Source organism: Methanolobus bombayensis, assembly GCF_017873415.1.
Classification (GTDB): Archaea; Halobacteriota; Methanosarcinia; order Methanosarcinales; family Methanosarcinaceae; genus Methanolobus; species Methanolobus bombayensis.
This window is the reverse complement of the sequence record NZ_JAGGKD010000016.1, coordinates 37353-49223: the sequence shown is the minus strand read 5'-3', so window position 1 is coordinate 49223 and position 11871 is coordinate 37353. Positions and strand designations below refer to the sequence as shown.

Below are 11871 nucleotides of genomic sequence, written 5' to 3'. Positions count from 1 at the left end.
TTGTTGATCGGAATCATTCCCAACAGAATGATAACGAAATGAGACTTACACTCGTAGGAAGCTCCTTCCTCGACAGCCGAAGGCTGGCAGGGAGGGGTAGTTCACTTTTTGTTTCATTCATAAAGTGAGGGATTAAATTATGCATAGTGTAGACTTTTTTGATACGAGGATCATTGAGGGGACAACAACGTCTATAGTCCTCGATAATGACAGGATAGAACAGATATCTGTCAATTTCACAAAGGGAGCAGCTGTTAGAGCCCTGAAAGGTGGCTCTTGGGGATTCACCTCTGCAGATGGAGATTTCGATATTGAAAAAGCAATACGCGCTGCATCTGAGCTTGCTGTGAGCATGGATGAGAAATCACCCAAAGAAAAAGTAAAAATGAAGGACATAGCAAATCCTGTGGTTTTAAACACACCTAAAGTGAAGAAAAATCCTCTTGACATTTCACTTGAAGAGAAGGTAAATAACCTGAAAGAGTTCGGCAAATATGCAAAAAAAGAAGGTATTAGTAGCACCAGTGCCGCTTACAGCGAATCGTCATACAAGGTCAGGTACACGGACTCTACAGGTGTTGAAGGCGAATACGATGTTGTACGTTCCGGTTTTGTTATCAGTGCTGTGGCATCGAGGGATGGATTATACCAGGCAGGAAGAGAAAGCCGCTTTGGAGTGATGGGGTACGAAATATTTGATAAGTACAATGCAGCTGAACTTGCAGAGGAAGCTGCAAACAGTGCATTACAACTCCTTGATGCAAAGCCTGCAAAAGGTGGAAATATGCCTGTGATACTTGATCCTGAGCTTGCAGGTGTTTTTGCTCACGAAGCTGTGGGGCACGCCTCAGAAGCAGATCTTGTACTTGAAGGAAGCTCAGTACTTGAGAACCGTATAGGCGAGTCAATAGCATCCCCTCTTATTACAATAGTTGACGATCCTACTATGCATGAATACGGATACTTCCCATTTGATGATGAAGGTGCACAGACAGAAAAAACAACTGTCATAGAGGATGGAATTCTTAAGTCCTACCTGCATTCCAGAGAAACAGCAGCAAAACTAGGAGGAACTCCCGGACATTGCCGTGCCCAGGGACACTCCAAGCCAATTGTCCGTATGAGTAACACATACATCGACAAAGGCAATTCAGAATTTGAGGAAATGCTTGAGGAAATAGGAAATGGCATGTATCTTATTGGTTCTAGGGGTGGACAGGTGAACACAGGAGAAGGCGTATTCCAGTTCAATGCGGAAAAAGGATACCTCATTGAGGACGGAAAACTTACAACACTCCTCAGGGATGTTTCACTTTCCGGAAAGATCCTGGAAATTCTGAACAATGTGAAAATGGTAGGTAATGACCTGAAAATGAATTCAGGCAGATGTGGAAAAGGTGGTCAGCTTGTACCCGTTACCGATGGATCTCCGCATCTTATGATATCCGAAGCAATGGTCGGAGGTGTATAAAATGTACGACCTTGCTGAAAAAGCCCTGAAAGCAGCCACAAAATTTGGTGCTAAGGAAGCTGAAGTCTATATTGTAAAAAGTCAGAAAACATCTGTCAATATCCAGAAGGACATGATAGAAGGCGCTAAGGAAAACATCACAACAGGAATTGGTATTCGTGCTATTATCAACGGTGCAGTGGGATTTTCCAGCACCAATATTATGAGTTACATTGATGAAGCTGCTAAAAATGCAGTAAGTTCTGCAAAGACACAGGATGCTGACCCTGACTGGAAGGAACTTCCTTCCAACCAGAAATATCCAACTGTTTCAGGTATCCTTGACAGAGAGATACAGAATATGGAACTTGATGAGTGTATTGACCATACAATGGAAATGATGGAAGCTGCCCGGAAAACACCCGGAATTATAGTTACATCCGGAAGTTTCAGCCGAAGCTATGGTGAAAGGCTTATACTGAACACAAATGGAGTGGAAGTTTCAGAAGAAGGCACAGGTATCTCAGGATTTGTGGATGTTATAACAAATAAAGGTGAAACATCTACAGCATATGACTTTGCAATATCAAGAAAAAATGATATTGATTTTGGAGAAATTGGGAAGAATGCAGCTGGGCTTGCAAAGAGATCACAGGATACGATTTCTGTTGAGCCGCACAGGACAGAAGTAATACTTCACCCATTTGCATTCTCAGACCTGATAGAAAATACATTCATACCATCCATAGATTCCGATAATGTGCAGAAAGGAAGATCAAGCCTAATTGGCAGAAAGGATGAGACCATCGCAAATGAGAAACTGTCCATATATGATGACGGACTGCTTGAAGGTGGTATTGATACTGGAATTGCTGATGATGAAGGTGTAGCATCACGTAAAACAACAGTTATTGAAAATGGAGTGTTCAAATCATATTTATATGACACTTATACCGCAGGAAAAGATGACGTGGAAAGCACAGGTAATGCTTCCAGAAATTCATATCTTTCAACACCTTCTGTAGGTTCAAGAAATTTTATCGTTGATTTCCCAACCTGTGATATCATAGCTGACACCGATAACGGAATCTACGTGAATACCGTCATTGGTGCCCATACTGCAAATTCTATCTCAGGAGATTTCTCAGTGGAAGCACGCAATGCATTTACCATAAAAGATGGAAAACTGGATAAGCCAATAAAATCACTTATGATCTCAGGTAACATATTTGAGATGTTGAAAAATATAACCGGAGCTGGAAGAGATGTTCGTAAAGTTGGTGGAACTATCACTCCATCTGTCAGAATCTCTGACATGAGTGTTGTTGGTTAATATTTAGTTTCAGACTACTTAATCCTATAGACGCTTGTGGAAAAAAAATCCTGCAAGCTATCTTTTTTCTTTGATTTGTTTCTATATTTTACCGTTAGTATTGTTCATCATTACTACAATTAACGATTTATTGCAGGCTGCATTGGAATCTGCTTTAAAGATGTTGTGCATGATTGCACAATTACCAGAAACAATTATATATGCATATAAATTATAAGGCAGTTATATAACATTAGAACATGAAGATAGCGAAATGGTCAGCATTCAGGAAATATAGGCGAAGGAATGACAACACTACAGAAAAAGACATTTGGCATTATAGGTGCAACTCTTATAGGGCTTATACTGATAATATATCTTAGTTCACATTCCATAGTTATTGACAGTTTTGACAGACTGGAAGAACAGGATGCGATCGAGAATGCTGTTTGCATCAAAAATATTGTAATTATTGACAGCCAGGATCTTGAAAGAAAAGCTGCTGACTGGTCTGTATGGGATGAAACATACAACTTTCTCCATGGTAACAGTAACAACTATTCTGAAAAATACCTCATGGACGAAACCTTTCACAACCAGAGGCTAGACTTCATGCTCTTTTACAATAAAAACGGAACATTGTTATTTGAAAAATCCATAGATAATCCGACCTCTGTAAGTGAACTGGAAAAGCATCTGGAAAGCAATCCATACCTTTTGGACCATGAAGATCATGGAAGCAGGAAAACCGGATTTCTTGTCTTTGAAGAAAAACCATTGTTGATAACATCACAACCAGTTGTGAAAAGTGACCTCAGCGGACCAATAGCCGGAACAGTAATAATGGGCAGGTTCATTGACAAGGAAGAGATTGCCAGACTACATGAAACTACAAGCCTTGTCGTGAACATTGAAAATATAAAGAACACAGATAATGCAGAAAATATATTATCCCTTAACAATGGCAATAATAATGACAGTATATTCACTATAACAGATGATACCCGTATATACTCCTATGTGAATTTCAATGACATATATGGGAATAGTGCATTTTCACTGGAAGCTGGGATGCTTCGCAATATCCACCAGCAGGGAATAAATTCGATCAACTATTTCCTTTTTGTCCTTGTGCTGACAGGGATTGTTTTCGGAGCATCTGTGACTTTACTTCTGGAAAGGTCCCATATTTTCCGTCTAAAAGAACTCCAGAATGAAGTCAGAGACATAGGTAATAAAAGCGATTTCACAAAAAGAGTATCTGATGAAGGAAACGATGAACTTGCAAGTCTTAGTGCCTCTATTAACAGAATGCTTGAATCACTTGAAAGAGCACAAAAACTAGTTACAAAAAGAGATGCTACCATAAATGCTATTTTGCAGGCTATGCCTGATATGATGTTCCAGGTAAAAAAGGACGGAACAATATGTAATTATAAACTTTCCACAGACAACTGTATTTATGAATCACCTGAAAAAGAACTGAATATCACACTTGAAGATGTTCTTCCTGCACACATTGCTGAAATGGAACTAGACATAATAGAAGAAGCGCTCAAGACAAAGAAAACCCATACAATGCATTACACCATGCCTGTGAAAAGAGAGATGAGAGACTTTGAAGTCAGGTTTGTTGTTATTTCTGATGATGAGGTGCTTGCAGTTGTCAAGGATATTACTGAATTGAAACAAGCAGAGGAAATGCGCCGGAAAGATCTGCTCCTCAAAGAAGTTCATCATCGGGTGAAGAACAATCTCCAGATAATATCAAGCATGCTGCGACTCCAGTCAAGAAAATTTATCGACAGAGAAACAATAGAAGCATTCCGCAAAAGCCAGAACCGTGCTAAATCCATGGCTATTGCACATGAAAAACTATACCAGTCAAGTGATCTGGAGAATATTGGACTTTTTTCATATGTCGAGGATCTTACTAAATATCTTCTAAATACTTATGGCTGCGATCCGGAAAATATCAAAATTGATATAAAGATTAAAAACATAACACAGGACATTGATACAGCCATACCGCTCGGGCTTATCATCAATGAGATCGTATCGAATTCCCTGAAACATGCTTTCAAAGACCATAAGGGGGAAATATTTGTCGAGATAGTTCCGGATGTCAATGGTCAATACATGTTAACGATAAGGGACAACGGAATAGGTTTTCCGGAAGATCTTGACTTCAGAAATACGGACTCATTGGGCATGCAGCTTGTAGTTTCATTAGTTGAACAGATAGAAGGCAGCATAGAGCTAATAAGAAGCAATGGTACGGAATTCAGAATAAAATTCAAAGGACTATCCTATAAGAGAAGGGACTACTGATGACCAATGAGAAGATAATGATAGTCGAAGACGAAAAAATAGTAGCTCTGGATATTAAAGATAGTCTGGAACATTTCGGATATTCTGTGCCCTGTATGGCAGACAGCGGTGAAGATGCTATAAAATTCATTGATCAATACCGACCCGATCTGATATTAATGGATATTGTGCTTAAAGGCAAGATCGATGGTATTGAAGCTGCAAAGGAGATACGGGATAATTATAACATACCTGTTATCTACCTGACAGCTTATTCAGACGAAAAAACACTTCAAAGAGCAAAACTCACAGAACCTTTTGGCCACATACTCAAACCCTTTGATGAGAGAGAACTCCGGACTAACATAGAAATTGCCCTGTATAAACAGGAAAAGGAAAAAGAAAAACAGTTCGATCGCGAAAAATGTGTCAATTCGCTCCTTGACAATATTGGTGATGCGGTTATATCCACTGACATAAATGGAAATATCAAATACATTAATCCTCTTGCCGAAGCACTCACAGGTTACACTAAAAAAGAAGCACTTGGCTGCAGAATCACAAATGTGTTCAAAATAGTTTGTGAAGAGGAGAGAGTTGTAGAAGACCCCATCAGAAAGGTATTAAGAGAAGGTGCTTTTTTCGGTCTTGAAGACAACACAACCCTGATTTCAAAGAACAACACACGTATACCACTTGATATAATAGGTTCGCCAGTAACCAATAAGAAAAACGAGATAATTGGCGCAGTTATCATTTTTTACGATATAACAGACAGGAAAGAAATCGAACGTTCTTTCCATAGTTATGATATCTCTTATTGTTAAAATGTGAGCAGTTTACATTCTGCTTTATTTTCAGATCGGGAGTTTCCGGGAAGATGCTTTATCATTTGTTTTGAGTATTTGTAAATAGACGGAGTTTATTTGCTATCAAAGAATGATATTTTGTACCGATAAAATAACTTAAAAATGCCAGTAGAATACCTGCAACAAAATCGGTCATCCAGTGAATACCCAGATAAAATATAGTGAACTGAATGGCCAGTGTCGTGAAAACTGCAAGTACTTTCAGGCTCCTGAGATCAGTTCTGAAAATTATAAACAGCATTGCAAGTATGGAAAGAGCAGCATGAAGACTCGGGAAGCAGTTATCAAATAATGGATCCACCGTTCTGAGACCATTAACTATCAACGGACTGAGATTGTAAAGCAAAGGCGTTACACCAGGCAGTGTATAACCTGTAACCTTCACAGGTGTTAATATGTAGAATGGGAAAGCCACTATGTATATAACAGATATGGCGATGGCATATTCTTTCAAGGTTTTCAACTGGTTTGTGAGCAGGAAGAATAAGAATGTAAAGGTCAACAGGAAAGCAAAACCGAATATGTAGATAAATGAACTGATATATGTAAGCACCGGACTTGTAAAAGCCTGAAATATACTAACACTGTTCCCTTCAATGAGAAATATGTATCTTGCAAGATCATATTCCAGAGAAAAACCAGGAACTTTAACAAGTTTATTGACAATGATACCCTGTGATTTTACTAAAAGGTAAATTAATGAAACAAATCCGACATATGGTAACACTTCTCTTACAAAAGTGAATTTATCCCTATTGCTTGCACCAGATGAACTTTGCTCTTTCCTGTAGTTACGTTGAATGAAAATATAATAGGCTATCACATTCATAAGCAATACAACTACAAACAGCATTAATATTAAACGGATATCTGTCATTTTAACAATCTGGCCTTTTGTGTTTTGTAAATTATATAGTATCTATAGACTATGTAGAAAATTAATTTACAATGATTGATAAAGATTATGCCCCGGAGCATAGGTAAATGTATTATAAGAAAAAAAAGGATAATAGAACCAGATTATAGCTGGAATCCTGTACCCTGAAAAATTAATTCTTTGTAAGTGGTGTATTATTCCACAACTATAAAACCGCTATTTTTCCATGGATGAGTCACAAGTTCATATTTGTATGTGCCTCTGTTCTGGAAAGTATAGGTGAAGGTATCATCTTTTCTGAGAGTAGGAGACTGGAAACTGTCTCCCCCAACAAGGTTTATCTTTACAATGAACGCCACCGAATCATTATTCACCCACATAACAGTCTCATCGGGAGAGATCATTGTATATTCTGGCTTGAAAGCATATTCTTCAATATATACTATTGCATCAACGTCCACTGGTTCCTGCTCTGATACATTTTCAGATGTCTGTTCACCAACACATCCGGAAAAAGCCAGAGTTATCAGGAATACCAGTAGAACAAGAAAAGGAATATTTCTGAGATTCATAGTTGTGATGAATTGTTATTGCCTAATAACACTTTTGATTTAAAAAAACAAGCAGAACTAAGGTCATTTAGTTCCTTTCACGTTGTACAAGATACATTTCTTCAAGTCTGCCTATTGTTTCCACATCTTCAACAGATTTATCGGTTCTAACATTAACAAGCCTTGGAAAACGAAGTGCATATCCTGATTCGTAATTTACACTTTTCTGTATCTCTTCAAAAGCAACCTCAAATATTATTTCCGGCTTAATCTCAACTTCCGTACCAGATTCTGTCACTATCAGATCTGAAAAGAGCTCTGTCAGCTCAGCAAGCTGTTCATCGGAAAAACCTGTTGCTACACGGCCTACTGGCAGGAAAAGACCTTTTTCGGGGTCATGGCATGCAAGAGCATAGGAACCCAGAAAACTTGTACGCCTTCCGTATCCCCATTCAGCTCCGATAACAACAAGATCCAGTGTCTCCATTACCGGCTTCTTCTTGAGCCAGTTCTTGCCTCGCTTTCCGGGAGAATACGGTGAGTCCGGGTTCTTTATCATCACACCTTCATGTCCGGCTTTAAGAGCTTCATTGTATACTTCCATTATCTTTACAATGTCATCTGTGATATACTGGGTGTCTACCCTGATCTTATCCCCGTTTTTGACACAGCTCTCAAGTTTTGCCCTTCTACGGACAAGAGGCAGGTCAATTAGTTCCTCGCCATTCAGATATATAATATCAAAAAGGTTCAATATGAGGGGGATCTCACGTGCTGTGGACTGTACATCATATTTTCGCCTGAAACGTTTCAGTATATCCTGGAATGCCCTTGGCCTTCCATTTCCATCGATTGCAACAGCTTCACCGTCGAGTATGGCAGATTCAGCATCGATGTTTTCTCTTACAGCTTCCACAATATCAGGTAGAGAATCTGTGATGTTCTCAAGCCTGCGGGAGAAAAGTGTGATATTGTCACCTTCTTTATGGATCTGGACCCTGGCACCATCGAACTTCCATTCAACTGCGGCAGTTCCAAGATCAGAAAGTGCTACATCAAAATCAGGAGTCACCTGAGCCAGCATCATACGGATCGGACGATTTAGTTCAAGTCCAAGAGACCTGACAGCCTCACTTCCACCTTCCCTTGCAGTTACTGCCACAAGCCCAAGGTCATTTGTAAGCATGAAAGCTCTCTCTATTTCTCCAGAAGGCACATCGAAAGCCTTTGAAATAGCATCACGGGCAATTCCTTCGCCTACTCCGATCCTTAGCTCTTCCACAACAATACGTGCTATGTAACCAACCTCCTCAGGGGAAACAGAATTGAAAAGATACTGGAGATTCTTCATCTTGGATGTCTGTGAGCCTTTTCCGGCGGCCCTGGATATGGCCTTGAATCTCTCAAATACTTCCAGAATAGAAAGTTCAGTGTTATCTTCCATAAATGAGGAAAAAGTAGCCTGGCCGCTGGAAACTTTCTTAAGGGCCCTGACAGCTGTTTCTCCAATATCTCCTGTTTCTCTTACAATTTCCTTTATATCAGCAACTGAAAGTCCGGCAGACTTTGCAAGTGCACTGTAAAGAATACCTGCACCAACTCCGATATCCTCACTGCTCCATGCAGGAAAGATCTCGCCCATTACAAAATGCGTTACCACAGGAAGTTCTTCAGGGCTTACTTTTCCAAGTAACTCCGCAACCAGAGCAGTCATATCAAGGGAACCGGGCGTTCCTTCAATAACTTTACATGCCCTGGCAAATTCTTTGAAGCTTGTCATAATACGCCCCTTAAATTTGATGGCTGAATTTAGTCCCTGTAAATGGATATCATATCACTGAGAATTGCACTTGCAGTCTCAACTGAACCCGCACCACGGCCGGTTACAGTTATGGGACCGGAAAGATCGGTCTGTACCGAAGCCACGTTAAGAGAACCACCAACTGCAAGCGGGTGGTCAATTGGTACGAGTTTTGGTGCGACATTGATCCTGCTGTCATTGACCTCTCCGATAAGTTTGATGACATATCCCTCATTCTGGGCCAGAAGAAGCGCTTCAGGTGTGATTCTGGTTATACCTGAGACAGTAACATCCTCATGTGTTGCATTCATGCCGAAAACGCAATTCGCAAGAATGACAAGTTTGCAGGCAGTATCAATACCTTCAACATCATAAGTCGGATCTGTTTCCGCATATCCGAGTTCCTGAGCCTCTGCAAGCATCTGCTCATAGGACGCATGTTCCTCCATCATGCGGGTAAGGATATAATTGCAGGTTCCGTTGAAAATTCCTTCCACATTGGTTATTGAATTACCTGCAAGGACATCCTTTGCAAGATTGAGAACCGGCATTGCACCGCCGACCGTTGCTTCGTATTTAAAGTTGGAGCCTCCCTCACTAGCAGCTTCCATCAGCTCACCATATTTCATTGCAAGAGGACCTTTGTTTGATGTAACAACATCCCTTCCATGCTTAAAAGCGGCGAGCATATTCTGAAGACCTACGCCGCCTGTTACTATATTAGTAGGAGTGGTCTCAACCACAACATCATGATCTATGGTTTCTATAATCTCAAGTCCTGTAAGCTTTTCAGAACCTACAACACCTTCGTCCTGTTTTCTGGAAAGGACTGCATTAAGATCTACACCGTTCTCATCGATTGCTGCAGTTCTAGAATCTGCAACTGCGACTACCTTGAAATCAAGACCCAGATTTTCAAGATACTCTTTTTTATCAACAAGAACCTTAGCAACACCCTGACCTACTGCACCGAAACCAATAATAGATACACTTATGGTCTTCATCAGTTCACCCCTAGTTCAATTTTAATGGGTTCAATAACCAGAAGGTCTTTTTCCCTGGCTATCTCTTTTAACAAAGTAATAGCAGAATCTAGATGTTCCTTGCTGACAGCATCTATTTTCAATGAAGCTGAAGAAGCCATGTTTATTTTTGGCATTGACAGGTTCAGGTCCACAACTTCTGCATAACCGGTCTTATCAATTGTATCTATAGTGTCCTGAATATCCGTGTGGACTATATGACCTATAAGAATTACTGCACCATGTTCGAAAAATCTCTTTTCATCAATTCGTGCAATGCCGATACCATTCTCTTCAAGCCTTGAAACAATGTCATTAAGCTTATCCGGTTTTATCTCAAAAACCAGCTGAACAGGAATTGTGCCACGGGGGGTTCTCTTTTCATGATGGTGAACTACCGAAATCAAATTACCTTTAAGCTCGGATACGGGCCTTAAAGCAAGAAGCAATTGGCCGGGGATATCTTTTAACTCAATGTCCATGGAAACTCGCATGTATACCCTCATAAATCTGATAAATATGTAAATAGAACTACTTCTGAATGCATATCATACTCGTAAAGGCAGTTATATATTTTGGTTTAGTATTCAGTTTTTAAATCAGGTCGGGCACAGGATCATTTATTATCATGACTTTCCGGGTCATCGGGTGATGAGTTATCCAGTGCAGACTCACAAATGAAATTATCTTCTTCATTCTTGTCCTCTAGAATGATAACGTTGCCTCTTCCCTTCTTGAACTTTCTTACAATTCCCCTGCTTTCAAGATCAGAGATCATTAGACTTACTTTTGCTTCTGAATGCTTAACTTTTGTACGAAGATCTTTCTGAGTAATTCTGCCGTCATTCTCTGCGATGATAGAAACTACTTCACGAAGATCGTCAGGCAGGCCACCCAATGAATCATCAGATACAAAATCATCTGACAGGCCTTCAGATAAAGTACCACCAGGCATGTGAGAATCTTTCTTTTGATTTACAAAAACAGCAACTCCGAAAAGAAGCAGAATCAAAAGTATAATAAGGATTACAGAGGTACTTTCTGAAAGGAAAGATGAGGATCCCTGGTCGCCAGATTCGGCTAAATCCGCTATGTCCTCCAGCTCTGAAAAGTCACTTTCGTTCAGCAAAGGATCGGAATAGACCGGAAACAGTATGAGGTCAAGTACGTAATCACCGTCATCGCTTATTGTGATTTGCTCTTCAGTGTAAGCTACAAGTTCATTGTTACTATAATAGCTTGCAGATATCATATAGTTCCCCGGATCAAGATTGAAAGAATAGAGTCCGTAAGTTGCAAGCATTGACTGAGAAGGTGTTGAGTTAACCTCCACAATGACATTTTCAAGAGGAGCAAATGAATCCCACTCATATACAGCACCATGTATTGTTGCCTCCTGGGCAGAAGCTGAAAAGCTTAAAATTACAAATACAGTGAGACTCATTAAGAGCAGAATTCTTTTTTTGTTCAACACAGGATGTATATTTACATAGTACACCCATATAATAGTTACTTTGAAGGACAATCTAAAGCATGATAAAGTTTTATCAAGTAAAATAAACTGTTTTAAGCCTTTTTTCACCATTGAAGCATGCATAAAGTTTTCTTGAAGTAAAGTATGCTTATATCCCACTCTGCCAATAGAGAATTTGCAAGTGCAGGTTGAAACCGACTACCAA

10 protein-coding genes are annotated in these 11871 nt (G+C 39.8%); 4 read left to right on the top strand and 6 right to left on the bottom strand.

Going from position 1 to position 11871, the window contains the following annotated elements; genetic code table 11:
• The first annotated feature begins 139 nt into the window (after positions 1-139).
• The 4 genes from J2746_RS12805 to J2746_RS12790 all read left to right on the top strand — a co-directional run bounded on the left by J2746_RS12805 (position 140) and on the right by J2746_RS12790 (position 5899).
• Positions 140-1471 carry a TldD/PmbA family protein gene (locus tag J2746_RS12805; protein ID WP_209621730.1) on the top strand — a complete coding sequence of 444 codons (1332 nt, stop codon included), beginning with the start codon at positions 140-142 and terminating at the stop codon, positions 1469-1471.
• Position 1472: 1 nt separating this feature from the next.
• Entirely contained in the window at positions 1473-2783 is a 1311-nt protein-coding gene (locus tag J2746_RS12800) for a TldD/PmbA family protein (RefSeq protein WP_209621727.1), read from the top strand.
• Between the two features lie 285 nt (positions 2784-3068).
• Positions 3069-5093, top strand: coding sequence for a CHASE4 domain-containing protein (locus J2746_RS12795; RefSeq protein WP_209621724.1), 2025 nt, complete (start codon positions 3069-3071; stop codon positions 5091-5093).
• Positions 5093-5899, top strand: a complete 807-nt coding sequence (locus J2746_RS12790) for an ATP-binding response regulator (protein ID WP_209621721.1) — start codon at positions 5093-5095, stop codon at positions 5897-5899. The genes J2746_RS12795 and J2746_RS12790 overlap by 1 nt, the downstream gene beginning before the upstream one ends.
• A 61-nt stretch (positions 5900-5960) precedes the next feature.
• Here J2746_RS12790 and J2746_RS12785 read toward each other — a convergent pair whose 3' ends face one another.
• The 6 genes from J2746_RS12785 to J2746_RS14760 all read right to left on the bottom strand — a co-directional run bounded on the left by J2746_RS12785 (position 5961) and on the right by J2746_RS14760 (position 11636).
• Entirely contained in the window at positions 5961-6794 is an 834-nt protein-coding gene (locus J2746_RS12785; RefSeq protein ID WP_209621718.1) for a phosphatase PAP2 family protein, read from the bottom strand.
• A gap of 218 nt (positions 6795-7012) precedes the next feature.
• Entirely contained in the window at positions 7013-7390 is a 378-nt protein-coding gene (locus J2746_RS12780) for a cupredoxin domain-containing protein (protein ID WP_209621715.1), read from the bottom strand.
• Between the two features lie 67 nt (positions 7391-7457).
• A complete protein-coding gene (locus tag J2746_RS12775) occupies positions 7458-9149 on the bottom strand; it encodes an ATP-dependent DNA ligase (protein ID WP_209621712.1) in 1692 nt (563 codons plus the stop codon).
• 29 nt (positions 9150-9178) lie between these two features.
• Complete coding sequence (locus J2746_RS12770; protein ID WP_209621709.1) at positions 9179-10174, bottom strand: homoserine dehydrogenase; 996 nt, start codon at positions 10172-10174, stop codon at positions 9179-9181.
• On the bottom strand, positions 10174-10686 hold the full coding sequence (locus J2746_RS12765) for an amino acid-binding protein (RefSeq protein ID WP_209621706.1): 513 nt from the start codon (positions 10684-10686) through the stop codon (positions 10174-10176). The genes J2746_RS12770 and J2746_RS12765 overlap by 1 nt, the downstream gene beginning before the upstream one ends.
• Positions 10687-10808: 122 nt before the next feature.
• On the bottom strand, positions 10809-11636 hold the full coding sequence (locus J2746_RS14760; RefSeq protein WP_245250162.1) for a helix-turn-helix transcriptional regulator: 828 nt from the start codon (positions 11634-11636) through the stop codon (positions 10809-10811).
• Positions 11637-11871: the final 235 nt, after the last annotated feature.

What these genes read in the sequence shown, in the direction of transcription:
- J2746_RS12780 (WP_209621715.1), bottom strand. Translation starts at nt 7,390, where the DNA reads ATGAATCTCAGAAATATTCCTTTTCTTGTTCTACTGGTATTCCTGATA.
- J2746_RS14760 (WP_245250162.1), bottom strand. Translation starts at nt 11,636, where the DNA reads ATGAGTCTCACTGTATTTGTAATTTTAAGCTTTTCAGCTTCTGCCCAG.
- J2746_RS12795 (WP_209621724.1), top strand. Translation starts at nt 3,069, where the DNA reads ATGACAACACTACAGAAAAAGACATTTGGCATTATAGGTGCAACTCTT.
- J2746_RS12790 (WP_209621721.1), top strand. Translation starts at nt 5,093, where the DNA reads ATGACCAATGAGAAGATAATGATAGTCGAAGACGAAAAAATAGTAGCT.
- J2746_RS12775 (WP_209621712.1), bottom strand. Translation starts at nt 9,149, where the DNA reads ATGACAAGCTTCAAAGAATTTGCCAGGGCATGTAAAGTTATTGAAGGA.
- J2746_RS12785 (WP_209621718.1), bottom strand. Translation starts at nt 6,794, where the DNA reads ATGCTGTTTGTAGTTGTATTGCTTATGAATGTGATAGCCTATTATATT.
- J2746_RS12770 (WP_209621709.1), bottom strand. Translation starts at nt 10,174, where the DNA reads ATGAAGACCATAAGTGTATCTATTATTGGTTTCGGTGCAGTAGGTCAG.
- J2746_RS12800 (WP_209621727.1), top strand. Translation starts at nt 1,473, where the DNA reads ATGTACGACCTTGCTGAAAAAGCCCTGAAAGCAGCCACAAAATTTGGT.
- J2746_RS12805 (WP_209621730.1), top strand. Translation starts at nt 140, where the DNA reads ATGCATAGTGTAGACTTTTTTGATACGAGGATCATTGAGGGGACAACA.
- J2746_RS12765 (WP_209621706.1), bottom strand. Translation starts at nt 10,686, where the DNA reads ATGCGAGTTTCCATGGACATTGAGTTAAAAGATATCCCCGGCCAATTG.